The following is a 25,849-nucleotide window of genomic DNA, read 5'->3' on the forward strand; positions in this document are numbered from 1 at the left end:
AAGACAAATCAACAATAAAAAACACAAGAAATACTTCTTCATCAAAATTTATCTTAAAATTACGAGTTCGTCTTCACCTTCTGGAATGTATAGATAGTATTGTAAAAAATCTGCCATCATACCATCTCCTTCATCAAATTTTGCCCATAATGCTGATTTATCTTTCATCTTTGGATCACTACTTATTAATTCTAAGCAAACAATTTTACCATCTCCATACAATTTTAATTTATAGTTTTCTAATGGCTGAAATTCATAATTTGGAATAGTGAAAGATTCTAAATACGAATCTAAAACCTCTTGCAATTCCTTTCTGTTATAAAACAAACTTTGGCAAGTTTCTTTTTCTTTTAATTCTAAGTACGAAAAATATTCCTCTATTTTCTTCTCGTTTAGAAGCATTAATTGGTTTTTATAAAAATCAACCACTTTCTTTTGTAGTTTTTCCTGATTCCATTTTCTTAAATCCTGCCCTTTATCTAAGCTATTAAACTTGTAAGGGACTTTAGCTTCAAAAGTAAAACTAGCTTCATAATACGTTTTTCCGGTCGCTATAAATTGAGTTATAGAATTACCATACTGGTCTAATTTATTTATGGTTGGAGTTAAATAAGAGGCTATTTCTTTTCCTTTTTTATTTCTATCAATATTGTCAGATTCGCTAATAACAATTTTCATATCGGTTTCTTCATTTAACGTATGATAATCAAAATCTTTCCCTTTAGCGGCAGGATATAATCTAAAAGTTACTTTTTGAATACCACTTTTAAAAATGTAATCATTAATGGAATTCCCGTCACCATATGCAATTTCTTTGTAATTTTTATTAACCGGTATATCATTTATTAATATTTCTGAATAACAAATGTTTTGTTCATACGTTAAATAATATATGGGTTCATAATCGTAATGCTTAATCGTTTTTTGCATTGTTTCTATGAAGTTCTTACTCGTTAAATCGCTCATTTTTATTTGTTTTGTATTATTGTTTTCTTTACAGGATGGAAGTATAAAAAGTAATGCTAAAATTAGAATTGTATTTTTCATGTCATTTTATTTTTGTGATGCAGTATTAAATAGGTAGATGGTTTTTAGAGTTTTTGTAAAACCTTCAAGTACTGTAAAATCTAGTGGTTTTCCTTTGTTAGTAGCATAACCAATAAGTTCTCTTTTCTTTCTTTTGGCAGAAAAAGTTCCTTTAAAAGTTCCTTTCAATCCTGAAAATTTTAATTTTTGTGTCATAAATAATCCTTTTCCATTTACTTTGTCAAAACCATATTCGGTTATAACAAGAGCTTCACAAGCCATTTTAAATTCCAGATTCCCATCTATTTTGGTCTCTAATGGAGAGAATTGAAAGAGGTTTTTATGATAATCTACTTCAAACGAAACATTTCCTTTTATTTTGTTGCTGTAACTCATAATACGTCTTTGAGGTAAGTTATTGAACTTATCCTTTAATGTATACTGCTCCGTTAGTGCATTGTATTGTATATTTTGTTGTATGATAATATCTCCAGCGATAGTTAAGCTAAATTTCACATCATTTTCACCCATTTCAGACAAGATATCATTTATTGCCTCATTGGTTTCTTTCTTTTCTTCATCTGTTTCATTTTTTGTTGCTTTAGCATGAAGGAGGCTTTTTATAGTATAATTTTTTGTAAAGTCTATACCTATAAGCGGGTCTGCCTTAATATTGGCTTCAAAAATCAATGCCATTCTCCTCTCTGCCTGCATTTTATAATAAATGCCAGTATTTACTGCAATAGAGGGAGATATAATTTCAAGTCCAACTTTTTCTAAGGCGTCTGCTACTTTTTTTGCTTTTGCTGCAATTTTAACCACTTTAGCTTCTGCACTTCCTCCTCTGGTTACATACAGCATGATTAAATCGATTACGATTCCTATTGCAACCATTTCATAAATTATAAAGGCAACAATACGCCTGGTAGTCGCATCTGTTTTTATAAAGTCTAATTCTGTACCTTCATTTAAGCTTAATGCTTCTCCCGTTTTTTCTAATTTTCGATCGTATATAGCATGCAAACCCGCATCATAAAATTCAGACTGGGTTTCCAAGTAGGCTAATAAAACCTTTGCGCTAATCCATTTTTCATGGAAAAAACTTAAAATAAAACCAACAATAGAATTTTTAAGTTCATCTATTTCTTTACCGATTCCATTCTTTAATTCTAAATTTTTATCATGAAAAAAAAACGGATCTTTAGAGTTTTCATCTTCATCTCCCCAATTTCTGGTTTTATAATTGTACATAAAATGCCCTATCCAAACAATGTCAGGATACGCATTTATAGCGAAACTAGGGTATTTGGTACCCGAATAGTACGTACAGGAATGCAGATAGTAGCTGTAAATATTTCTGTATTCTTCTCCGAAACTAAAAATATCCATTATTTTCGGTACGGTAGGCAGTCTAGAATTCAGTTTAACATCAATAATATTAGGTTTACTTTCTATTAAATCATAAACAGCCGACTCCTTATAACTATCAAAAGATTTTATGTTATTAAGGTGTTCCTTTTCTTTATGGCAGCCTTTTCTAATAAATCCGTTTATATTAATTTTTAACGCTGCTGGTTTTTTATAACTGGGCACAATAGCATCGTAGACTAATGTTTGGGCATTATTTTCGAAAATCTTAAATCGCAACGTTGTTCTTCTGTTTTCCTGATGCTGTGCTTCAGACAGATTAGCTCCTGTGCGAACTGGTTTGGTTTTTCCGTAGCCTTTTCCGGAAATTAAATGAGAAGGAACTCCTTTTGAAATTAAATATTTGACCGCAGCATCTGCTCTTTTTGCTGATAAATCCAGATTGTATTCTGCTGTTCCTCTGCTGTCTGTATGAGCACCGAGTTCAACAGGAAGAAAAGGTGGCTGTTTTAAATAAGCAGCTACTTTATCTAAAATGGGTTTTGCATCGTTACGAATATCCCATTTATCATAATCATAATGAATTTGCTCTACAATATTAAAATTATCCTTAGGATCCATTGTACGGATAAACTTTCCTTCATCAAAAAGCAAATCGTTTTCTTCCAAGTAGTTGATTTCAATTTTTGAAAACTTGCAGGTACCTGCATTTTTTTCATACGTTTTAGATTCTCCAACTTTTCCTTTGCTTAAGCCCAGTTCAATTTTAGGCAAATCAAATTTATTTTCATTCTTCACACGCAAATATCGAGCGTGAAAGATATCGTTGTTTTCATCTTTTATATATTTATTTGTTGAAGAATTTTTAACTTTTATATAAAAATCTTCTGTGTTGGCCCTATTTGTCATCTTACCTTGCCAGGAAAGTGTGTCTTTTATAATAATATTAACCTCCCCATTATTCACAGGAGTTTTGTTGTAGACTTTTATTAACTGATCGTCTTTTTCTTTATTTCCTCCCGTAACTCTTCTGTAAATTTCGATAATCAGATTATTGGCTCCATTTAATCCTTCGGTAGTAAGGTTCAAATAAAGCGGTTCTCCATAAGTAAACAGATGTGTTTTTCTTACGTCTTCTCCCTGAGTTTCTGTTGCCCATGCACTGGAGATTATTTTAGGCTCACACCATCCGCTAATGATTAAACCTGCGGATTTTGAGTAAGAAGAATTTAGCAGGCTTGTCTGCAGATAATACGTGAAAGGGCCACAAAATTTTTTAGCCAATTTGATTCCGTAAGTTTCATCGCCTCTTTTTGTCAATTTCAAAACACTATCTCTTGGAGAATAGGTTTGAAAATGCCATAAAACATTTCCTTTTTTTTCTTCCGAAGTGGTGCCATCATGCCATTCTGTTATTTTGAAGTAAACAAATTGGTCTGCTTTAATTTTCAATTTAGCACTTTTTAATAAAAAGCTACTTACTATTTCACCCTTACCGGTCCATTCAATTTTTTTAATTCCTTTTGCCATAATTATATTTGTGCTATACCGGTAAAATCAAATTTTGGTTTTGTTAAATCATTCAAACCCAATAACGGATTAATTTTATTTTGAACATCTGGATTTGCATTTTTAAAATTTTGTTCCGTTGGTTCTGCAATTTGTCCATGATCTACTATTTCGATACAATCTGGAGTTCCCATTTTGCAGGTAGCTTTGCTGTCTTCTAGCAGTATATTTCCTCCATTGCTTAAAGTTACTTTATCGTAAAAGTTTTTCCACTCAGAAATATCTACTTTGCATGGATTGTAACTTCCGCTACCGTTTGGCTGCATTTTACACGTTCCAAAAGTGTTCTTCTCCATAGTCTGGCCAATATCTTTTGAGGTAGCTGTTAACTTTTCAGATCCATCTTTATCGTTTGTATAATGTTTAGATTGTGTTTTTACTTTTAAGACATCGTTTTGTGATTCATTGCTGTATTTGCATGTACAAGTCGCGCCTTGCACGACAATATGTTTTTCGCTCATAATGATTTACTTTATTTTCCTGTTATTACTTCCAGAAATAACTTAAAAATGCTTGATTTTTTCTCTTTTATTTCTTCATCAAAAAATGAAATATTTGAACTCAAGTTCAATTTGGCGTTTTCCTCTATATTTGAAATAACAATAGTTAGTTTTTGAGGAATATCTAATTTAATTTCACACTCCAAATAAACACTTTCCAGAACGTTGGTGTTCGGGGCCAAAAAATAATACGCCACATAACTGCCTTCTGCTTTTTCAGCATTGTTTTCTTCTAAATCATCTTCAGGAAATAATAAACTGTTTTCAAAGTCATTTTTGCTTCTTGCGTCTGAAAGTATACCGGTTTGTGTTATATTAATCAAATTATAAGCATCAAGAGTGGGCAAAATAGTCTGCTCAGCAGTAAAAGACACATTTCCGGTTTTTTGTGATAGAGGAAATTCTATCCCTTTTTGAATAGTAAGATTTTGTGTATATTCAATGTTTAGGCTGTTAAAAAAGACTTTTAAAAACCAATCTTTGGATAATGAATCAAAAATAATTTCATCATTTTGAAGTCTATCTTCAAATTTAAGCAGTGCTTCATGTAATACTTCTCCCTGAAAATCCTTAAGTACTTTACGTTTTACTTTCTGCCAGCGGTCACGTATGTCTTCATAATTATAGATGGCTGCTAATTCTCCTTTTGCATCAATAACTACTTGTAGGGGATAAAAGACTTTAGCCGTTTTCTCAGCTAGTTCATCGGCCATAGTACCAGCCTCTTTTCCATTAATATATACTTGTGATATTCTATTAATTTCTATTAGTGAAAAATCATTTTTATCTTTATTTATGAACTTCACATTAATTTCTTCTTTTAAAGTGTGCTGTTCCTCACCATTTTCTATGGTGTACATCGCTAAATAATTTGTATTGAGTCCCTGAGGTGCAAATGGTAATTTGAAATTGTTTGCAAAATGTACATTTTCGCGATGTGTTGCTCTGGCGATTTTAGATTCTTCAGATTCAATTATCAAAAACTTCAAATGTGGTTTAAAGTCAGCTTCGATTAAATCATCTAGGGGACAACGCATATTATGATAAGATCTCAAAGAATAAGAATCAACTTCTAATTGTTCTGCTACTTTTTTTAATGTGTCACCTTCCTTTATTTTGTAAACGAAGTGATTTTCATACGCGAAATCTGGGATATATAACATTAGTTAAAGCTTGTTTTTTGTTTGATAGTTTTGTGTAGTTTTTTTGATCCTTATTTTGACTTAATTGACAAAATAGGAAATACGTTTGGCAGCGTAGTGTTTCTTAAAGTGAGCCATTAATTTTTGAGGTTATTACTGACTTAAGATCGATATCAAAATGCAGTTTATCGAAAAGTTTTTCATTTTCAAAGTATTGATATGAGTATCTATATTTTCTTGTTTTATGAAAACTGCTATATTTTAACGTAAGGCTACTATAAAAAATTATTTTTTTCAAACTGAAAACTATTAAGAAAAGGCTTGTTATTTTTTTGGAGTAAATGTAAGTTTTTGTTTTCAAAAAAAGTATTCAAAATTTAAAACTTAGCAGAAAATTTCGGAGGTAAATGAAGAAATTAGTTTAATAACCTCATATGGTTCTGATATTAAAAAACTTACAAATTAAAAACTAGAGAAATTAAGGGCAAAAAAATGCGTTGAAAATTAATCTTTATTTAATTTGATGAATCTCCCTACTTGATGTGCTACCTTAGCATGAAGATCTAAGGGCTAGATCTTAACTTTAGAGGATGGGAGAGAATAATAAAACTTTCTGAGTTCTTTAAAAAAAATAGCTTATTAAACGGAATAGTTTTTATTTGTTAGAGGTAACACATGACTCTAAACAATATTGGTTCCCGAAGCGAAGAGTCTTTAGTTGAAACGACATCATAGATTCAGAAGCATGATAAAAGAAGAATCTATTAAAGAGTGTTATTTTAGAATAAAAGTAAATAGCACAAAATAAAAGTGCATTCCTTTGATTATTAAATGAATGCACTTTTTAGATTATATATTACAGTGATTTTTCCGCAAGCTTAGAATTTACTTTGGCTGTTTCTTAGAATTTTTAATAATATAATAAACCGAAAACGCAAAAACTACGATATATATAACTGCTAATGCAGGATTCTCAAATTTTAGACTTTTAAAATCAAATTGCTTGTATAAAGTTACGCCTAAAATGATCGCAATAATCCAAAAAACAAATGTAATAGGTTGGTTTTTATTTTCCATATTCAGATTGGTTAGTGTTAAACATATTTCAAATTCAGATTTACAATTTATCTTGTTCAGTCGTTATAAGATCATAGATTTTTTCATTTTTAAAGTTTTCTTTAAATAAACTTATTAAAGGAACCGTTGGGCTTTTTGGATATTTTTTCAAGAAACGATTAAATTCCTGAATGTTTTCTGGATAAATATATTTTTCGTCTGAAGACCTTTCGGCTGTTGGCGTATTGTCTTGACCCACCAGATAATCCATTTGATAACTTTTGTATTGCTCTTTTACAGATGGAATTAATTTTGAATTCGGGTATTTGGTCATAAAATTTTCCCACGAAATGATTCGGTCGCCCAAATCTTTAAAAGAGATTACAAGCCCAGCATCTGCAGAATAGAGCGACTTATTTTCTTCACTCTTTAAGTACAAATAATCTTTATAATCATTCGTTACATAATCTTTGAAGATCTTGTAATAGAAATCATGAAGCGGATCTATTTCAACATATCCTTCTCCAATTTCAGAATACTCCAATTCATGTTCAGAAAGTTTTTCTCCTAAAAGTTTAACCGCTTTTTTGTCGGCTTCATCTTCATTATAAAACTTATCCAATACTCCAGATTCTTTTGCGGCGATCTCTTGCAATAAAGTGCCATTTGCTTCAAAATATTTTTCATACAATGCATTGGCAGCTTCTCTGTTGGGTAATGATTTTAATTGGAGAACCACTTCATTTTTGTTTTTAGAAAACTGTTCTAATAAATTAGAATCTGATTGTGCTGTTTTGGCACCATCTTCAACTTTAGCACTGTCTTTTTTTATTTCTGCTTTGCTAGAAACGCTTTTAGTAGCTGTTTGTTTGCAAGAAGAAAGTAAAATTACAGAGGTAATCGCGATAATGAATTTTTTCATTTTATAGGTTGAATTTTTTGTAGTGTTTTTTAAATAAAAAAAGGACAAAAAGATAAAATTCTTCTTTGCCCTTTATTTTTTTTAGAAATGAATTAGATTAAAGAAAATTACAAAGACTTAAACTCGCCTGAGCCTTTAAAGTCTTTTGACTCTGAGTATACTTCTATACCAAGAAGTATCCATTTTCTAGTTCCTCCAACCTCATATTGAAAGGCGTTTTTCTTTTCTGTTTTATTTATAATAATGTACTGTGTAGACCATGTTGTACCACAAACAAATCCAATTCTTCGAATCATTGCTGAAGTAGCATTTTCGCCATCGGAGTTAGCGTACAATTCGATTTTTGAAAGGAGATCCTCTTCAAGAACAATATTTGAAAAATAGTTATTGTTATTTAAAGACTGCGTTTTGGTTTCCCTATTGTCAAATTCAAATTTTTTATCTTTTTCTTCTTTGCTAGGTCTTGTTATAAAAGATAAAGCAAAAAAAGAAAAAAGAATCGCAGCTGAAAGGCTAATTTTTTTGCGAATTTCTGAAGCCGTTTTGGCGCAAAAAAAGACAAGACCCAATACTAGAGTAATGTTTAATATCGCCCAAATTAACTGTATCATAAATTTAGTTTTGGTATATCAAATGTACATTTTATTTTAAAAATAAGAGAATACTTATTTTAATTGTGCATCGATAATGGCTGCAATGTCAGTATTAGAATAATCGTAAGCCAGAATAGTTCCGTTTTTGTCAATAACAACTCGCGTCGGGATGCCGTTTACTTTGTAATTCGTAACTACTTCTGTTTTTGAATCAAAAACAACGTTAAAGTCAAATTTTTTATCTGTTATATACGAAGATACTTTTTTAAATATATCTTCTTCTTTGCCATTTTCCCAAGTGTTTACAAACAAAAAAGCCACATCTTTTCCTTTGTACTTAGTTACTAAATTCTGCATCTTCGGAAAAGAAGCTTTGCATGGTCCGCACCAAGTTGCCCAAAAATCAAGAACGACAACTTTACCTTTATAATCAGAAAGTTTGGTTTCTTTTCCGTCTAGATTTTTTAAGGTAAAATTAATTGCATTCGTACTTCCAAATCTTTCAATTAGATCTTTGCTTTTGTTTTCTTTTGCTTTTGCATCTGTTTTTTGCTCAATGGCATTAAATTCTGCAAGAGGCAATTTCTTCTCGATATAAATCTCTTTTAGTTTAGCAAGAAATACTGATGATGTATTGCCTTTACTAATTTCGTCGTCAATATAAGCTTTTACTTCGTCTTTGCTTTTTACCTTATCCATCATGGTCAAATAGCGGTCTTTTCCTCCAGAATCCAAACCATTATTCTCTTTAACGCCACTTTGATATTTAAAAGCTTCTCCATATTTACCTTGTTTATAAAGCAAAAGAGCATAAGTGTCTGCAAACATATTAAACGACTCTTTGTATGCAGGATAATAGCTTTCTTTATTTCTCTGTTCAAGCAAATACATTGCTCTCTCAGATACTTTTACAACAAAATCTAGATCTTTTACGGGTGTAGTTAGATCTCCTCCCGATTTTCCCCAAGCAAAGTCGTTATATAAATCACTAGCATTTTTTAAGTGTGGTTCTAATGCAATTGCTTTTTCATATTGTCCATTCTCCAAATATACCGTTAGTAAAGCGCGATAAAAAGTTCTCAAAGATTCTGGAGAAGCATCTTTAAACTTAGTTTTGAAAGTATTCATGCTTTCCATAATCGAAGCCTCCGTTTTATTAGGCTGATCGTAGAAGCTTCGCATAAAAAACAGTTGCTCAAGTTTACCTGTAGGATACCTAGCCGAAATTTCTTTTCCAAGTTTTTCAGTTTCTTCGGGCTTACTGCTGCCTTGAGAAATATTGTAAGCAAGAGTTAAATACTCTTCTGTGTTTTTTTCAATGCATTTTGATGCGAAAGCATTGAGATCTTTTTGGCCTTGCTCGGCATTAAGAGACTTCTTTAAATACAAATAATTTACAGCATCTTTGTCTTCTCTTAGTTTTGGATATTTTGCAAACAAAGCGTCATAAGCGGCAATAACGTTTTCTTTTTTGGTATCTAATTTTAGGTTTAAAAAATGATTTCCATAATTTCTCATGAAAATTTGGTTCATCAGTGATTTTCCTAATTCAATATCATTTTGTGTTTTCAGCAATACCGAATAGCCTTGGTCATTATTACTATCCGCGATTTTGTGCAGATCATTTATAGTTACCATAAGCACTCTAGCCGAATCGGAAACTTTTGTGGTGAATTCATAACGTTTTCCGTCCTTTTTTAAAGAAACTAAATCATTAGAAAAATCGTCAGGAGTAGCGTACAAAACATTGGCTTTTGCATTGTCTTCTATAACAAGACCTTGCGGTGGTTCGTACATATAGGTATTGGGTTTGCCTACATTGAATTTATTGTTTTTTAAATAGACTTTTCCACTTTGAGAAAAAGCAGTGTTAAAGATTGCAAAGAGGAGTAAAAGAATAGTTTTTTTCATTTGTTTTTGGTTTTTTGATTGATGATTTCTTAAATTTTAACGAATGCTAAATTATACAATGTTGTCTTTGTACGATTTTTATTAAGAAAATATTAGCATAAAAAGACATATAATAATTTCAGAACAATCAAAAAGAAGTTAGATCATAGAAGAAAAATGGGTTTCTTTTATGCCAATTGCAGTGCGATAAAATTCGTAACCCTTTTCAGAACGATCGGGGAGAAATCTATTGCGGTATTCATCGGCTCCCAAATCTTCCAAAAGCTTGATGCCAAACAGATTTAAAAAGCTGGGCACTTCTTCAGGAAACAATCCAAAAGTCCAGTGTTCTTCTATGTTTTTCAGATCTTCTAACAATTTTTGTCCCCCTAAGAAAGCATTAGGATTTTGAAGAATATCTTTATGTACATAAGTAAAAATAATTTGACTCTTGTTGGCAAATTTTGAAATAAAAGAAAAAGTATTTTTTACCGCTTCTTCGGTTAAATAATTGGTAACACCTTCCCAGATTATCGTGGTCGGTTTTGAAAAGTCAAGATTGTGTTTTAGCGCCAGCTGATTTAGATCTTCTTTATTAAAATCAATTTGAAGAAAAGTTACATTTTCTGGAATCTTGCCAATACGTTTCTTATAGATTTCAGCCTTAAAATTTGAAGTATTCGGATGATCGATTTCTATTACGGGAATCGATTTTAGAGAATTAAGACGAACTGCTCTGGTGTCAAATCCGGCACCTAAAATGATGACTTGTTTTACGCCTTCGGAGATCGAATTTTCCAATAAACTATCAATATATTTTGTTCTTGCAATTCCTGAAGAAAGAGCTCCAGGAATTTTTTTGTTTATAATGTCATTGATATATTTTCTAATAAAAGGATATTGAGACAGGCGTACAGCAAGCCTCAATTTAAAGTCTATAAAATGTATGGCATAAGGATCTGAAAACAATCTTTCGTTTGCATTCCGTTTAGTTTCCAACGCTCTAAAGAAGGCCATATATTGTGCCGTTCTACTTGTTTTTGCAGCTTTCATTCTGCTTTTATTTCTTAGAAAATAAATTCTCTACAACCCAAGCTGGACCAATCAATAAAAACTGAAGATCTTTAAGGAATGAAGGTTTTTTGCCTTCGATATTATGCCCGTAAAATTGTCCAATCCATGCCAAAGCAAAAACACCAATCGAGAAGATCCATAACGGAACAAATTGCGAGATATAATAATTGACAACGAGGCAAAGAATAGAAAAAATGGCAATTTTAGCAGCCATTGCAACCGATAATCTGATGTAAAAAACGAGAACAAAAAGCAAAACCAGAAATGCCCAATTTTCAATAATAGGCGCATTTAATTGCAATGTATTGGAGATTATCGTACTCGGAATACTCATAAGTAAACCAACGATAGAAAAGTAAATAGCAGGTACACAAATATAATGTATCGCTTTGTTTTTTGGGTTCTGATGACTTACGGCATATTCTGCAAACCATTGATCTAATGTTCTCATTTTTGTGGTTTTAAGGTTAGATGCGTAAATCTAATGAAATTTCTTTTAGGTTTTACCGTGCTCTATTTTCATTATTTCATCGACAATAGAAATGGCTTTTTCTAGTGTAATTCCGTTTTCTTGATCTAGCGTCAAAGGATGATTTTCTTCGATCATTTTTATTTCGGGAATTAAGCCTAAACCTTGTTCGATTGCAATTGTTTTAAGCGAAATAGTTTTGCCGTAAGTAGGCACATTGGTTTGCATCCAGCCAAAATAAGGCTCTTGATTTACTCGATTTGGATCTTCCCATAAGTCCATTCGCAAGCAGAAATTATCTTCACTTATTGTGGTCCAAACATTAAAAACCAAATTTTCATGATAGTCTAGAATAGGAATGGTTAATCTGCCACGATGAAAAAAATGTTCCTCATCGATGTAACACCAGCTTCCTCCAAATTCGATTCTTTGTTCTCTTTCTTCGGGCGGAACGGAAAAATAATAAGCAGGAAATTCATTTCCAAAACACAAAGGCATTTCATCAAAAACCTCTCCGCAGCAAGAACATTTGTAGGTATACATTTTTAATTTTTTAAAGAATCAACTTTTTGGTTGTACTGAAAAACATTATCCCATAATTCATCAATGGCAACAAGGGCTTCATTAAGCCGAATTACATTCCATTTTCCGTTCGTTTCTATTCCTAAACCAATACTTTTTAGTTTTATTAAAGCATCGTTTACATCAAAATCCAAATCGGTATTTAGTTTGGTTTTAAACCAAGATTCTATTTGATCGTCTAGCTCTTCGGCAGTTAAAGATTTTTCACTTTCGTGCAAAAAAGTATAAGCAAGAATCGTTTCTTTCAAAGCTTCTTCTTCAGAAGAATTTAATAAAGAATAAAATGCGCCGCTATTGTTACCAACATTCTTAAAATACAAACTGTCTGAAAGTGTTTTAGAATATCGGATTTTTTTGTTTATAAAGTTATTGTATTGACGGAAACAATACGCTCCTAAGATTCCCAATGCAATTAAGCCTTGATTTAAGGACGTTTTACTGTTTAAGAGATCAATTGTTTCGCCCGATTGGTAAGCTTCGTACATATTAATCAAAGCCGGAATTACTTTGGCGCTTAATAGAGAAAGTCCACCAAAAACACCCGGAACCCAAAGCAATAATTTATCCTTCAAAGACATTTTCGGAATGGCATTAGGAAAAACCGTTTCCAGATCATTTTTAGGGACACGTTTAAAGATCTTTAATGCAATAGAACCTGGATCGATTGGCATTTTTCCCAATTTGACTTTCTTTTCTTTAAGGTAATCTGCATCGCTGTAATTGAGGTAAATGAGAACACGATCGTAATATTCAATCTCCACTTCTTTGGTCCAGAAAAAATATTTTTTGACTTTTTCTTTCGCTTTATGATGCCCGCGTGCGTAGAGTTCAAAATCTTTAAAAGCATTAAAATCGATAGCAAGATTCAGACCCACCAAATCAGATTCATTAAAAGCTTCGTCTAATGCGGTCTGATTGATTCTGTAGTAATTGCCGCGTTCTAAAACTTTAAGAAGTGTTTCTTTAAAAACAGGAAAATTGCTTTTATTGATAAATTGCTCACGTTCTTTTTCGCTTAAATCTGGATCATAAAGCGCGTAATGCTGTTTTAGATTTCGATTAAGATTAAAAGATTCGTAATGATAATAATGCTCGATAATTTCGAACAATTTTTTAAAATCGCTAACTTTTTCTGGATTTTCGGCAAAAGCTGCGATTTGCTGTTCCAGTAAGAATTCTTTGTTGAATGGAATATAATGTTCTCTAGTCATTTGGACTTTAATTTCGTGGCATTTACAGAACGCAAAAATAGCGCTTTTTTTTTAGGTGCAAAGAGGCAAAGAGGCGGAGAACATTCAGTTTGTCATCCTGAGGAACGAAGGATCGCACAAGTAGCTCCGCAAAGATAATCAGATAACAATTTCCTCATAGTTTTGTCATCCTGACGTAAGGAAGGATCACACAAGTAGCTCCGCAAAGATAATCAGATAACAATTTCCTCATAGTTTTGTCATCCTGACGTAAGGAAGGATTACACAAGTAGCTCCGTAAAGAGAGTCGACAAACTTTGTCGATTCCCGAGTGTGATCCTTCGTTCCTCAGGATGACAAGATTGCATATTATATTGTAATAATGTATTTTCGTACAAAAAAATATGTTCAACCCACAACAAGGTTATCACACCTATTACATTTACATTATTACAAATAGACATCGTTCAACCTTTTACATCGGTGTGACGCAAAATTTAAAAGTAAGGCTTAAGCAGCATAAAGAAAATATTGAGAATAACATTAAGACGTTTGCGTCTAAATACGGAATCGAGTTTTTGGTTTATTACGAAAAATTCACTTGGATACAAGAGGCAATTGCAAGAGAAAAGGAACTAAAAGGATGGATTAGAGCAAAGAAAGTTGAACTAATAAAAGATTTTAATCCAACTTTTGAATTTCTAAATCACCATTTTGAATAGTCTGTTTAGTTTTGTCATCCTGAAGAACGAAGGATCACACAAGTAGCTCTGCAAAGAGAGTCGACAAACTTTGTCGATCACCGAGTGTGATCCTTCGTTCCTCAGGATGACAAAGTAAGGCGTATGCTTTTTGTGTTTAAGAGGATCACAAACAAAAAAAAGTGAAATTTCCAATCGGTACCAGCGATTTGAAATTCCACTTTCTGTTCCAAAAAAAAAGTGACAAAAAATTAAGAAGCCCTCTAGAAGCTTTTTTAGAAACTAAAAATTATTTACCGCAATATTACCACTAAATAAAATGGTGGCTATAGGTGTTTTTACCTGTTTTTGTAAACGGTCGTAGATTTTGAGTAGCCGAGCTGCAAATGTTATTGTAACACCGTTTTCTTTAGTTCGATTACGCCTTGAATGTATTTTATTAATTCTTCTTTGGTTACAGCAAAAGGAGCTTTTTCTGCCTCGAATTTTAAATACAAATTGGCAATGCTTTCGGCATCGAGATTTTCAGTAAGGTAATGATGTTCTGAATATTGTATAAGATGATCTACAAAAAGTTCGCGTAACTTTCCTTTTTCGACTGTTTCAGGATCGCCTTCTTTTATTTTTTCGATTACAGATTCTGGCAAATCGATTGTGAGATACATGCAATCGACAGAAACTTTTGAAAGCATTTCTTTTGGGACTCTTCCTGTGGCATCGCAATAGGCGCATGGTGCGGGAACCCATTTCAATTGTCGGTTTAAACGGCGGATATCATCCCAATCAACAAATCTTTTTCCAAGGCATCTTGGACATTTTACAGTAGATCTTTTAAAAAGATTAAAAATGGACATTGGTTATTAAATAGCTTAGGGGTTGGTTTGCGGCGAATTTAAAGAATTAAGTAGGAAAAGTTACTTTAATCTATACTTTTTTTAAGAAAAGAATTAACAAAATTGCAAATTTGTATATTTTGAGAGAGGATTAGAAGTAGAAAAAAAATAGTTTCGGTAACAATATTAGGCCATGACAAAAACGAAAGAAATCATTTTTTATTTTCAATTAAAATGAGAGGATATGGTTATTAAACAAAAACAACATTAAAAATATAGAAAAAATCTCACTTTATTTCTTGTAAATTTGATAGAAAGTTCATTTAAAAAAATAATAATTAGATATGGAACATATAAAAACTTCAAAGCTTCAAAATTTTATCCGAATATTTTTGGGATTGTTTATGATAACAGCTGCTATCGGACATTTTACTTTTCAGAGAACAGATTTTCAGGCACAAGTTCCCAATTGGGTTCCTCTGGACAAAGATTTGGTAGTTATACTTTCTGGAATTGTCGAAATTGCTTTAGGTTTGGCAATGGTATTTTTAACCCAATACAAAGTGAAAGTCGGAATAACGCTGGCCCTATTTTACGTGTTAGTTTTCCCAGGAAATATAGCACAATACCTAAACGGAACTTCTGCCTTTGGACTCGACACAGATCAGGCGCGTTTAATACGATTGTTTTTTCAACCCGTTTTGATTTTTCTGGCTTTATGGTCAACTGGGGCACTTGCTGCGTTGTTTAGCAATAAGAAATAAGAGAGAAAAATATTTAGTTTTTTTTAAAGTAAGAGATTTCTTGAAATTAAAAAAAATTAAAGAATTTTAAATATCTTTGAATTATGAGCACAGCAACAAAACCAAAACATATAGGCAGAAATATTAGCCGAATTAGAGAGTTTAGAGGTATGAAACAAGAAGCGCTAGCGATTGCCCTTGGTATGAGCCAGCAATATGTTTCTACTCTTGAAGGAAGCGAAAACATTGATGATGAAAGACTATCTAAAATTGCCGAAGCTTTAGGTGTTTCTACAGAAGCGATTAAGAGTTTTAGTGACGAAGGAGTCATTAATTATTTCAATAGTTTTAGTGACAATAGTGAAGGAATTTTTGGCAACGATGGAACATTTAACAATCATTGTACTTTTAATCCTATCGATAAAATTGTAGAACTTTATGAGCGTTTGGTTCAGGCGGAGAAGGACAAAGTGGATTATTTGGAGAAGTTGTTGAAGGAGAGATAATATTTTTGAGAATAATATAAAAATGGGAAAAGAGACTTTTGTTAGAAAGTCTCTTTTTTTGTTTCTTCTTTTAAGAATTTGTTTGAGCGGGTATTGGTAAGAGAAAAAATATTTATAGTAGAAACTTTGTCCAGTATATATCAATTTCAGAGGCAAAATCTGCAAAAACTATATTCTTGCCCACTTTATCATAGATGAATATGCTTTTTCTATAACCTCCTTTAAAAAGATCTTTTTCGACAGAAATACAATAGTACCAAATACAGTTTATTCCATTGTAGGGTTTCATTTCTGATCTTTCAATTATTCTTATTAGATCTTTTGTGTTATTGTTTGCGTAATTTTTTAATATTATTTCTGAGTCAGTTATTGTAATTTCTGTTTCTTGTTCTCTGTCCACTATATTAGACTCTTTTTTTATAAAAGAATGGGATTTTAATTCTTGTCCGTTGGTAAAATTGTAAATGCATATTAAAAATAGTGTGATAATTTTTTTCATTTTGTTAAAATGTTATATTTGTTTAAATGATTTTCTATGGAAGATATAAAAGAGCGTAAAAAACTTTCTTGGGATAGTATGTTTTATAGTATTCAGAGAATTGATTTATTAATTGTTGCCTTTTGCGGAGGAGGAATCTACATATGCTTAGAAACTATAAAATATTTTGTTGAAAAGCAGTTGGTTGTTGATCCTTTAATAAAAGTAACAGGTGGAATTTTTTTACTTGGAATTATACTTAATTTTTTTTCACAGTGGTTTGGTCAAAAATGTAATGAGCAGGATTACCTAATGTGTGATGCGAAACTGTGTGACAAAAAGAAATTAAACAAATGTGAACGAAAAGCTCTTAAAAAGGAAATAAAAAAATATGATTTACTTTCTGAAAAATATTCTAATTATACTAAAGCATTAAACTTCTCAAGTATGATTTCTATGCTTATTGCTTTAGTATTATTAGGTGTATTTTTTTCTATTACCTTTTAGGAGGTCTTGGTGTTCCTTTCTGTTCAGATCCTCTTTCTGGTGATAATGGTTTAGTGGGTGGCGAAGAAGGTTTGCTCGGTTGAGTTGGTTGTGGACCGGTAGGATGTTGCTTAGCCATAATTAAAAATTTAATAAAAATTAATACTAATAAAAGATTGTGTTTTGGCATTGATCAAGAATATCTATATCTAACTAACAAAAATTCTTGGTTTACCTTTTTAGTTTATTTTTTTTCTAATAAAAAAGTTAACGAGTACATGTAAGCTGTAGTAGAATTCAGTATTACAGGTGTCACTTGAATAACTTTATATCCTTCTTCTAAATATTTGTTAACTATAGGATATTCTTTTTCGATAAATGTATTGCCACTGTCAATAATATTAGTATGAGTCGTAACTGTAATTATTTTTTGCATAATGTAATAGTTTTGAGTTATTTTTTAAACAAAGATTATTTCTTTTTATAATAAATTTTTACGGAAATCCATAATTCAACAAATTTATTTCCAAACAATTATACCAATAAATAAAAACTCACCACCAAGTACTTTTACGCATTTTTACAAACCATCAAAAAACAAAAAAGCCCAACCTAAAAAAGTTGAGCTTTTCAAAAATTATCTCATTATCCAAATTGACAAATTATCTCATTTACTTGAGAGCCAGATTGGCTAAAAGAATCTGATACTTTCTTCCCACAGGAATAATATCACCGTTAGACATCGTAAGATTTTTGGTTGTAACAGCAGAAATTTTGGTTGTATTTACAATATAAGATCTGTGAACTTGTACGAAATGCGCACAATCAATTTCGGCACTTATACTCGCAAGCGAACCGTAAATGACAATCGGAGATTTTAATTTGCAGTTGTACAATTTCATATAATTGCCAAGACTTTCTATGTATAAAATATCAGAAAGAGGCGTTTCAATTACTTGTCCGTTCGAGCGGTAAGAAAGCACTTTTTCGTTGGTGCTGTTTTCTTTTTTAAGATTGTTTCCCGAATGATACGTTTTGGCTTTTTCTATTGCCTTTGAGAATTTATCGAACGAAATAGGTTTCATTAAATAATCGATCGCATCGTTTTGGTAAGCCGAAAGCGCAAAGTCAGAATAAGCCGTCGTTACAATCGTAATTGGGCGTTTAGGCTGCAGTTCCATTAATTCTACGCCCGAAATTACGGGCATATTAATATCGAGAAAAATAATATCGTATTGGTTTTCGTTGAGCAGTTTTATGGCTTCCATACCGTTAAAAGCGCTTCCAGAATGTTCCAGTTCGTCAAATTTGGAGATATGCGAAATCAAGGCCTTATGTGCTGGCGATTCGTCATCAATTATCAGACAGCGGTAGGTAAGTGCCATATGGTCAATTTTACGGTAAATATATTTTTATCTTTTTTACAGCTCAAATTGTGTTTTAAGCCATAAACTTCCAAACGTCTTTTTAGATTTTCAATTCCGATGCCTGTGCTCGAAAGTCTCGAACCCGAATCGAGATAATTGTTTTTTAAGGTAAAAATAACGCCTCGGCATTGTACTTTCAAATCCAGATTAATAAACGGTTCTACTGTTTCGGCAGAAAACTTGACAGCATTTTCAACCAAAGGCAGAAAAAACAAAGGCGGAATTTCGATTTGATCGTGCAGACCTTCAATGTTTTGTTTTACAGCGAGTCTTTCGTTTCTAAACGTATAATATTCTATATATTTTTTAATAAAGGCGATTTCTTCTTCCATAGAAACAAAATCCTTTTTAGAAGCTTCAATTTGGTAGCGCAGCATGTCTGAAAGGTTTAGAATTCGATCAGGAACTTTGTCTGGTTCTGCAAGGGCTTCTCCGTAAAGATTATTCATTGCATTGAGCAAAAAATGCGGATTGAGCTGCTGTTTTAAAAACGAAAGTTCAGATTTAAAATTCATAATGTCTTTATCGGCCTGACTCATTTTTTTGCTAATAACAATATGCAGGAAATAAAAAAAACAGCCGTTTATGATTAAAGATACGATCTGAAGCGCTTTTAAATTTCCTAACTCCACAAGCGGAAGAAACCAGTTCATGAAGAAATAAAAACAAGTCCAATAGATGGCAAGAAGTGTGAAAAAGATTTTAAACCTTTTGTGAAATAAAAAAGGCTTAATGATACAAATATTAAAAATCGTAATCCAAACGATACAAGGAAAGTAGCCCATGGCAATTTTACCCAGAATATAAGACCAGCTATGTCCGTCGAGTTTGACTTCGTCGTAAATACAGGCGAAAATAACTAAATAAACAAGTGTGTTTACGATTAGGTTTCGTAGAAAAAAGTTCTGGTAGATTTTTGCAATTGTCATAGCGGCAAAAATAATACAATCGTATAGTTTGTAGGCATTTATCAGGAATAATTTATACCAACGCCATTCGTATAAATCATACGCCATTGGTATAAAATTGCTGTTAAAATAGGGACTTCTCCTTTATTTTTGAATTCGAATTTCTAATCTCTTTTTAATAAAAAATAAAAATGTACCAGTTTAAAGAATTAAAAGATGCCGATATGGTCGTGGAGATTTTTAAAACAAATGTTCAGAAAGAATCTGATCGAGACTATGTGGTAACCATGATGCAAAAGCAGTTTCCAAATTATAAAATCAATTTTGATTTGGAAGATTGTGATAAAATATTGAGAGTTGAAGGCTTTGATTTGCAGTGTAATACTGTAATGAATCAAGTAAGCGGTTTAGGTTATACTTGCGTGCGATTGGAATAATTTTAGATTTTAAATCAGGTGTAAATACGCTATCGTATTTGCTTTTTTTGTAAGTATTTTGTGTAATATTTTAATTCCAAAAATAATACTGAAATGATAGGTTTTATACTTTCTCTTTTTCTTTTTCTTCTCGAACAGCTATCCTGATTTAGCTGTTTATTCCTTAACAGGGTTTTTGAGCCACTTTTTATGCTATAAAAGGTTTGTTCTTTTTTGCGTATTATTTTTTTAATTTTGCGCCATGAAAAAAACATTCCAACTCTTTGATTTTAGCCAGAAAGTCAATTATAAAAACGAAATTTTAGCGGGCTTAACTGTAGCCATGACTATGATTCCAGAATCGCTGTCGTTTGCTATTTTAGCTGGATTTCCGCCATTAGTTGGTTTGTATGCTGCTTTTATTGCGGGATTGGTTACGGCTATTTTTGGAGGAAGACCCGGAATGATTTCGGGCGGAGCAGGAGCAACGGTAATTGTTTTGATTGCCTTAATGAAATCGCACGGAATAGAATATGTTTTTGCCGCGGTCGCATTGGGCGGTGTGGTTCAAATTTGTATCGGACTTTTTAAACTTGGAAAATTTATTCGATTAGTTCCGCAGCCCGTTATGTTTGGTTTTGTAAACGGTTTGGCGGTTGTGATTTTCATGTCGCAGCTAGAACAGTTTAAAACCATGGTGAACGGTCAGGTTTCTTGGCTTCAGGGAACTCCGCTTTACATTATGTTAGGTTTGGTCGCTTTGACCATTGCAATTGTTTTGATTTTTCCAAAGATTACAAAAGCGGTTCCAGCATCTTTAGTAGCTATTATGGTCGTTTTTGCTTTGGTCATTGTTTTTAATATTGAAACCAAAACGGTAGAAGATATTGCTTCGGTTCAAGGCGGATTTCCACCGTTTCATATTCCGAATATTCCATTTTCTTTTGAGACTTTTAAAGTGATATTTCCGTATTCGGTAATTGTTGCCGCTGTAGGTTTAACAGAAGGTTTGCTTACGCTGAATTTAGTTGACGAAATTACTGGAACGAGAGGAAACAGCAATAGAGAATGTATTGCGCAAGGAAGCTCGAACATCTTAAACGGCTTTTTTTACGGAATGGGTGGATGCCCAATGATTGCACAAACATTGGTAAATCTTGGAGCTGGTTCTAGAGCTCGACTTTCGGGAATTATTGCTTCTCTGACCATTTTGATTATCATACTTTTTGGAGCACCCGTAATTGGAAAACTGCCCATGGCGGCCTTAGTTGGAGTCATGATGATGGTGGCCATTACAACTTTTGAATGGGCAAGTTTTAAGATTATCAATAAAATGCCAAGACATGATATTTTTGTTGGAATTCTAGTGGCATTAATCACGATTGTATTGCATAATCTAGCTTTGGCGGTTTTAATTGGCGTAATTATTTCGGCTTTGGTTTTTGCTTGGGAAAGTGCTAAACGAATTCGCGCAAGAAATTATATAGATGAAAACGGAGTAAAACATTACGAAATTTATGGTCCATTATTCTTTGGTTCAACTGCTGCTTTTTTAGAAAAATTTGATATTCAGAACGATCCTGATCATATTATAATAGATTTTAAAGAAAGTCGAGTTTCTGATATGTCGGCAATAGAAGCTTTAAATAATCTGACAAAAAAATACAATCAGCTCAATAAAACAGTAGAGTTGCAGCATTTAAGCCCAGACTGCAGGCAATTACTCAAAAATGCAGATGCTGTTATAAATGTTAATGTTATTGAAGATCCGACATATAAAGTGGTGTCTTAATAATTGTTAATTGTGAATTATTAATTGTAAATTAATGCAAAGCCCCCAATATTCTGTAGAGACGCACTGCAGTGCGTCTAAGCAAAGTATCTCAAAAAGTTAAACCCGACAGGTTTTTAAAATCTGTCGGGTTTGTTGTTTTTGTCAGGCTGAGCGAAGTCGAAGCCCGCGCAGTAGTTGGAAAACCCTTCGACTTCGCTCAAGGTGACAATCAGTTGATCATCAAATTTTCTAATTTTCTAATTGACACATTCTCAAATTATCTAATTGAAATAATTTGATTTTTGTAACTTTGCAAAATGAAACTGACAGAAACTTTAGAAGACTTTTACACTGTAAAAATCAAAGGAATGCCCGAGAATCTTAAAAAGGAAATCGGACATTTTAATGTTTTTAAATTGGATGATTATGTTGGCAGTACTTGCAATCCATTGCCTTATACCAGAAAAGACTTTTATAAGATAAGTCTAATTATTGGTAAAAATAAAGTACATTATGCAGATAAGGTTGTAACGATTGAAGATCAGGCATTATTCTTTGCAAATCCGCAAATTCCTTATAGTTGGGAACATATTGACGAAAATCAAACAGGCTTTTTCTGTATTTTTACAGATGCATTTTTTAGTCAGTTTGGCAATTTAAAAGAATATCCATTATTTCAGCCAGGCGGAAATCCTGTTGTTCCTGTTTCTGCAGCATTAGCAGAATCTCTAAAAACAGTTTATTTAAAAATGTTCGAAGAAATTAATTCTGATTATGCTTTTAAATATGATGTGCTTCGAAATCTGGTTTTTGAAATTATTCATTTAGCATTAAAAACACAAACTGTAACTGCTTCAATATATAGTAAATCGAATGCTACAATTCGAGTTTCTTCTTTGTTTTTAGAATTATTAGAAAGGCAATTTCCTGTCGAATCCATTTCACAGCAAATTAATTTTCGTTCGCCTTCGGAATATGCCAATCAGTTAAATGTACATGTGAATCATTTAAATAAAGCGTTAAAAGAAACAACAGGAAAAACAACTTCTCAGATCATTTCGGAAAGAATTGTTCAGGAAGCTATGATTCTTTTAAAACAAACCAATTGGAATATTAATGAAATTGCTTGGTGTTTAGGTTTTGAAGAATTGTCTCATTTTATTAATTTCTTCAAAAAAAATGTTCAGGTTTCTCCTAAAAACTATCGACTAGCAGAAATTGATTGATTTTTGCAACTTCTTACTTGATTGCTTTAATTTTTAAGAAGCACTTTGCCAATACCTTTGTCCTGTAATTATAAACGTAAAAATTTAAGATCATGGAAAATAACAAAGTTTGGTTTATCACAGGTGCTTCAAAAGGACTTGGATTAGAGTTAGCTAAAAAATTATTAGCAGAAGGTTTTAAAGTGGCTGCAACGTCAAGAAATGAAGCTTCTTTAAGTGCAGCATTAGGAAAAGCATCAGAAAATTTTCTTCCTCTTGAGATGGATTTAGTGGATGAAAAAAGTGTAAAAACAGCAATTGATAAAGCCGTAAATCATTTTAAAACAATCGATGTTTTAGTCAACAATGCTGGTTACGGATTGTTGGGAGCTTTAGAAGAATTAACAGATGCAGAAGCTAGAAAAAACTACGAAGTAAATGTTTTCGGATTATTAAATGTAATTAGAAATGCAATGCCTATTCTTCGTACCAATCAATCGGGGCATATTTTTAATATTTCTTCTGTTGGAGGATATTATGGAGAATTTCCGGGTTGGGGAATTTACTGCTCGACTAAGTTTGCGGTTGCAGGCCTAACTGAATCTTTAGCTGCAGAAATTAAGCCTTTTGGAGTTCATGCTACAATTGTCTATCCAGGTTATTTTAGAACCGATTTCTTAAAAGACAGCTCGCTTTTAGTGCCAGAAAATCCAATTGCCGAGTATAAAGAAGTGAGACAATCTGAAAGCGCTCATAAAGACGATATCAATGAAAATCAGCCAGGTGATCCAATTAAATTGGCTGAAGCTTTAATTAAAGTAAGTCAGGACCAAAATCCGCCTTTACATTTATTTTTAGGTGAAGATGCTTTTAATATGGCAAACCAAAAAATAGCAAGTGTTCAGAAAGAATTAGAAGGATGGAAATCGGTTTCGGTTTCGACTGGTTTTTAATGGGCCAATTTGATGATGTGTCAATTTGATAATGTGTCAATTTGATAATTTGATAATTTGATAATTTGTCAATTAGAAAATGATTTAACATCATGTATGTCTGTAGAGATGCACCGCAGTGCGTCTCACGCAACGTAACCACAATGATTGATATGCATAACCTAGACGCACTGCGGTGCGTTTCTACAGATGTATACTGTGCGAATTTGTTTTTTTTGAATTGCCTCCAGCTTTAGCTGGAGGTAAGTATTTAGAATAGAAGAAAGGCTTTAGCCAAACGACAAAGTTTGCCTAAAGCCTTTCTCTTATAAAGTTTAATTTTTTTACAGCGATTGTGTTTTGTCAGGCTGAGCGAAGTCGAAGCCCACGTGCTAATTGGAGCGCCCTTCGACTTCGCTCAGGGTGACAATCAGTTTATCATCAAATTTTCTAATTGCCTCATTCTCTTATTAGCGAAGCATCGATTTGACATCACTTAACTTCCCGTCAATTTCTCCAATCTGCAGACCTAAAATATGAGCAATTAAAGGGTAAACCGACACATTCTGAAATGTTTTTACTGTTTTATCAACTTTAAAAGCAGGACCTTTTGCATAAAAAATAGCGTGCATGTCTTTTTCCTCATTGTCATAACCATGCGTTCCGCCATTTATATGTGTGCTTTCTTTGCTTACTAAACTCCAACCTTTATCGGCTTCTATAACGAAATCATGCACACGCGGATTTGTTCCGTAATGTAATCTTTTTGGGACTTCTGTTGATTTCCAAAATTTAATATGTGGCACTTTTTTCAAAGCATTGGCAATAGAATCTTGATAGCCTGGTTTTGCCTGTAAACTCATAATTGGATTGACAACATCTTTATATCCTAGCCATTCTGGTTTTAAATAATCTAAAACCGCTACTTTTTTATCGTTACTGATAGTGGCCATTCCGTGATCTGAAACGATGATTAAATTGATTTGTTTCCCAATAGGCAATTGATCTAATCTTCTAGATATTTCACCCATAATCGAATCCATTTTGATTACTGTTTTTTCGGTTTTTGGCGAAAGCGGACCAAAATTATGGCCCGTATGATCGGGTTCGTCAAAATATAAAGTAACCAAATGCGGACGTTGCTTTTCTGGAAGCTGTAACCATTTCATAACCGTATCGATTCTAGCGCCGTATGGAACCTTACCATCGTAGTTTTTGAAATAACTCGGATTTCTTTTGTCAATATCAGAACCTGGCCAAAAGAAAGAAGCGGTTTTTACACCTTGCTGCTCCGCTAAATTCCAAATCGGATTTCCGCCATAAAATCTCGAATCGTTTTTAGCATTACTAGATAATGAGAAAGATTGATTCAAAGAAGCATCATAAAAAACATTATTGATGATTCCGTGATGGTCGCGGTAAAGTCCCGTTACAATCGAATAATGGTTTGGAAAAGTTTTACTTGGGTAAGAAGGTTTCATTGATTTGGCATGAACGCCTTCTTTTTCAATTTGCTTCAGATTCGGAAGATTATACATTTTGCCATAATCCCAGCGAAATCCGTCCATAGAAATTAAAACAACATAATTGTCTTTGCTATTTTGGGCTTGTAAAAAAGTAGTAAGAAGTAAAAATGTAAAAGATAAAAAGTGAGTTGTGAATGTTCTCATTGTGCAATTTTATATAGAACCGCAAAGGTAGAGATAACAGATTTTTTAAAGAAAAAGAGAATGTTAAATAAAAAAGATAGCCACGATTCGACCGAAGAATAGCCACGAATTCACGAATTATTTATTTTATAATCTGTATCTATTTTATTAGCCACAGATTACACAGATTAAAAGGATTAAAATAAAATCTGCGAAATCTGTGGGAGTAAATTTTCACGCAGATTTAAAAAAGATTTAAGCAGATTTTTTAAATTTTAATCTGCATAGATCTGCCAAAATCAGTAAAATCTGCGTGAAAAAAATTATAGACAAAGCTTGGAAAATCCATTAAATCAATGAAATCTGTGGCAAAAAATAAACACACAGATTTGAAAATATAATTCGTGAAT

At 32.4% G+C, this 25,849-nt stretch carries 26 protein-coding genes; 8 read left to right on the forward strand and 18 right to left on the reverse strand.

Translation table 11 applies throughout. The features are described 5' to 3' along the window. Positions 1–48: 48 nt before the first annotated feature. From ACFO3N_RS07025 to ACFO3N_RS07080, 12 genes are all read right to left on the reverse strand, one after another. Positions 49–1,047, reverse strand: coding sequence for a hypothetical protein (locus ACFO3N_RS07025; RefSeq protein ID WP_379796346.1), 999 nt, complete (start codon positions 1,045–1,047; stop codon positions 49–51). Positions 1,048–1,053: 6 nt separating this feature from the next. Next, positions 1,054–3,846, reverse strand: coding sequence for an OmpA family protein (locus tag ACFO3N_RS07030; protein WP_379796348.1), 2,793 nt, complete (start codon positions 3,844–3,846; stop codon positions 1,054–1,056). Positions 3,847–3,926: 80 nt separating this feature from the next. Next, positions 3,927–4,424, reverse strand: coding sequence for a DUF4280 domain-containing protein (locus tag ACFO3N_RS07035; RefSeq protein ID WP_379796350.1), 498 nt, complete (start codon positions 4,422–4,424; stop codon positions 3,927–3,929). Between the two features lie 11 nt (positions 4,425–4,435). After that, entirely contained in the window at positions 4,436–5,626 is a 1,191-nt protein-coding gene (locus ACFO3N_RS07040) for a hypothetical protein (RefSeq protein ID WP_379796352.1), read from the reverse strand. 864 nt (positions 5,627–6,490) lie between these two features. Then, on the reverse strand, positions 6,491–6,682 hold the full coding sequence (locus ACFO3N_RS07045) for a hypothetical protein (protein WP_379796354.1): 192 nt from the start codon (positions 6,680–6,682) through the stop codon (positions 6,491–6,493). Between the two features lie 40 nt (positions 6,683–6,722). Then, entirely contained in the window at positions 6,723–7,583 is an 861-nt protein-coding gene (locus tag ACFO3N_RS07050; RefSeq protein WP_379796356.1) for a tol-pal system YbgF family protein, read from the reverse strand. A gap of 107 nt (positions 7,584–7,690) precedes the next feature. Continuing rightward, the gene (locus ACFO3N_RS07055; protein WP_379796358.1) at positions 7,691–8,194 is read right to left on the reverse strand and encodes a hypothetical protein; all 504 of its coding nucleotides are present in this window, start codon (positions 8,192–8,194) and stop codon (positions 7,691–7,693) included. A gap of 54 nt (positions 8,195–8,248) precedes the next feature. Then, on the reverse strand, positions 8,249–10,087 hold the full coding sequence (locus ACFO3N_RS07060; RefSeq protein WP_379796361.1) for a TlpA disulfide reductase family protein: 1,839 nt from the start codon (positions 10,085–10,087) through the stop codon (positions 8,249–8,251). A gap of 138 nt (positions 10,088–10,225) precedes the next feature. After that, complete coding sequence (locus ACFO3N_RS07065) at positions 10,226–11,119, reverse strand: class I SAM-dependent methyltransferase (RefSeq protein WP_379796363.1); 894 nt, start codon at positions 11,117–11,119, stop codon at positions 10,226–10,228. Between the two features lie 7 nt (positions 11,120–11,126). Beyond that, positions 11,127–11,591, reverse strand: coding sequence for an Mpo1 family 2-hydroxy fatty acid dioxygenase (locus ACFO3N_RS07070; protein ID WP_379796366.1), 465 nt, complete (start codon positions 11,589–11,591; stop codon positions 11,127–11,129). Positions 11,592–11,636: 45 nt separating this feature from the next. Beyond that, a complete protein-coding gene (locus tag ACFO3N_RS07075; RefSeq protein WP_379796369.1) occupies positions 11,637–12,152 on the reverse strand; it encodes a DUF2199 domain-containing protein in 516 nt (171 codons plus the stop codon). 2 nt (positions 12,153–12,154) lie between these two features. Next, a complete protein-coding gene (locus tag ACFO3N_RS07080) occupies positions 12,155–13,402 on the reverse strand; it encodes a TMEM143 family protein (protein WP_379796371.1) in 1,248 nt (415 codons plus the stop codon). Between the two features lie 383 nt (positions 13,403–13,785). On the opposite strand from ACFO3N_RS07080, the gene ACFO3N_RS07085 reads away from it, so the two are divergent. Next, the gene (locus tag ACFO3N_RS07085) at positions 13,786–14,103 is read left to right on the forward strand and encodes a GIY-YIG nuclease family protein (RefSeq protein ID WP_379796374.1); all 318 of its coding nucleotides are present in this window, start codon (positions 13,786–13,788) and stop codon (positions 14,101–14,103) included. A gap of 368 nt (positions 14,104–14,471) precedes the next feature. Here ACFO3N_RS07085 and ACFO3N_RS07090 read toward each other — a convergent pair whose 3' ends face one another. Beyond that, entirely contained in the window at positions 14,472–14,936 is a 465-nt protein-coding gene (locus ACFO3N_RS07090) for a hypothetical protein (protein ID WP_095928610.1), read from the reverse strand. 323 nt (positions 14,937–15,259) lie between these two features. On the opposite strand from ACFO3N_RS07090, the gene ACFO3N_RS07095 reads away from it, so the two are divergent. Together ACFO3N_RS07095 and ACFO3N_RS07100 are read left to right on the forward strand one after the other, a co-directional pair. Further along, a complete protein-coding gene (locus tag ACFO3N_RS07095) occupies positions 15,260–15,679 on the forward strand; it encodes a DoxX family protein (RefSeq protein WP_379796376.1) in 420 nt (139 codons plus the stop codon). A gap of 83 nt (positions 15,680–15,762) precedes the next feature. Then, positions 15,763–16,164 (forward strand): helix-turn-helix domain-containing protein, encoded by a 402-nt coding sequence (locus ACFO3N_RS07100; protein WP_379796378.1) that lies wholly within the window; start codon positions 15,763–15,765, stop codon positions 16,162–16,164. Positions 16,165–16,276: 112 nt separating this feature from the next. On the opposite strand, the gene ACFO3N_RS07105 is transcribed toward ACFO3N_RS07100, so the two are convergent. After that, positions 16,277–16,663 carry a hypothetical protein gene (locus ACFO3N_RS07105; RefSeq protein ID WP_379796380.1) on the reverse strand — a complete coding sequence of 129 codons (387 nt, stop codon included), beginning with the start codon at positions 16,661–16,663 and terminating at the stop codon, positions 16,277–16,279. Positions 16,664–16,699: 36 nt separating this feature from the next. Between ACFO3N_RS07105 and ACFO3N_RS07110 the strand changes: the two genes are divergently transcribed. Next, complete coding sequence (locus ACFO3N_RS07110) at positions 16,700–17,149, forward strand: hypothetical protein (protein WP_379796383.1); 450 nt, start codon at positions 16,700–16,702, stop codon at positions 17,147–17,149. A 223-nt stretch (positions 17,150–17,372) separates the two neighbouring features. Here the strand turns inward: ACFO3N_RS07110 and ACFO3N_RS07115 are convergent, their stop codons facing one another. The 3 genes from ACFO3N_RS07115 to ACFO3N_RS07125 all read right to left on the reverse strand — a co-directional run bounded on the left by ACFO3N_RS07115 (position 17,373) and on the right by ACFO3N_RS07125 (position 19,571). Further along, the gene (locus ACFO3N_RS07115; RefSeq protein ID WP_379796386.1) at positions 17,373–17,564 is read right to left on the reverse strand and encodes a hypothetical protein; all 192 of its coding nucleotides are present in this window, start codon (positions 17,562–17,564) and stop codon (positions 17,373–17,375) included. Positions 17,565–17,799: 235 nt separating this feature from the next. Then, the gene (locus tag ACFO3N_RS07120; protein ID WP_379796388.1) at positions 17,800–18,513 is read right to left on the reverse strand and encodes a LytR/AlgR family response regulator transcription factor; all 714 of its coding nucleotides are present in this window, start codon (positions 18,511–18,513) and stop codon (positions 17,800–17,802) included. Then, complete coding sequence (locus tag ACFO3N_RS07125; RefSeq protein WP_379796390.1) at positions 18,489–19,571, reverse strand: sensor histidine kinase; 1,083 nt, start codon at positions 19,569–19,571, stop codon at positions 18,489–18,491. The genes ACFO3N_RS07120 and ACFO3N_RS07125 overlap by 25 nt, the downstream gene beginning before the upstream one ends. An 83-nt stretch (positions 19,572–19,654) precedes the next feature. Here ACFO3N_RS07125 and ACFO3N_RS07130 point away from each other — a divergent pair, with 83 nt between their 5' ends. From ACFO3N_RS07130 to ACFO3N_RS07145, 4 genes are all read left to right on the forward strand, one after another. Beyond that, positions 19,655–19,900, forward strand: coding sequence for a hypothetical protein (locus tag ACFO3N_RS07130; protein ID WP_379796392.1), 246 nt, complete (start codon positions 19,655–19,657; stop codon positions 19,898–19,900). Between the two features lie 241 nt (positions 19,901–20,141). After that, a complete protein-coding gene (locus ACFO3N_RS07135) occupies positions 20,142–21,671 on the forward strand; it encodes a SulP family inorganic anion transporter (protein ID WP_379796394.1) in 1,530 nt (509 codons plus the stop codon). A 299-nt stretch (positions 21,672–21,970) separates the two neighbouring features. Beyond that, a complete protein-coding gene (locus tag ACFO3N_RS07140; protein ID WP_379796396.1) occupies positions 21,971–22,879 on the forward strand; it encodes a helix-turn-helix domain-containing protein in 909 nt (302 codons plus the stop codon). A gap of 92 nt (positions 22,880–22,971) precedes the next feature. Next, positions 22,972–23,811 (forward strand): oxidoreductase, encoded by an 840-nt coding sequence (locus tag ACFO3N_RS07145; protein WP_379796398.1) that lies wholly within the window; start codon positions 22,972–22,974, stop codon positions 23,809–23,811. A 449-nt stretch (positions 23,812–24,260) separates the two neighbouring features. Here the strand turns inward: ACFO3N_RS07145 and ACFO3N_RS07150 are convergent, their stop codons facing one another. Continuing rightward, positions 24,261–25,460: an alkaline phosphatase family protein gene (locus ACFO3N_RS07150; RefSeq protein ID WP_379796400.1), complete on the reverse strand. Its 1,200-nt coding sequence runs from the start codon at positions 25,458–25,460 to the stop codon at positions 24,261–24,263. Between the last annotated feature and the right edge of the window lie 389 nt (positions 25,461–25,849).

The organism is Flavobacterium chungangensis (assembly GCF_042654045.1).
GTDB classification, from domain to species: domain Bacteria; phylum Bacteroidota; class Bacteroidia; order Flavobacteriales; family Flavobacteriaceae; genus Flavobacterium; species Flavobacterium chungangensis.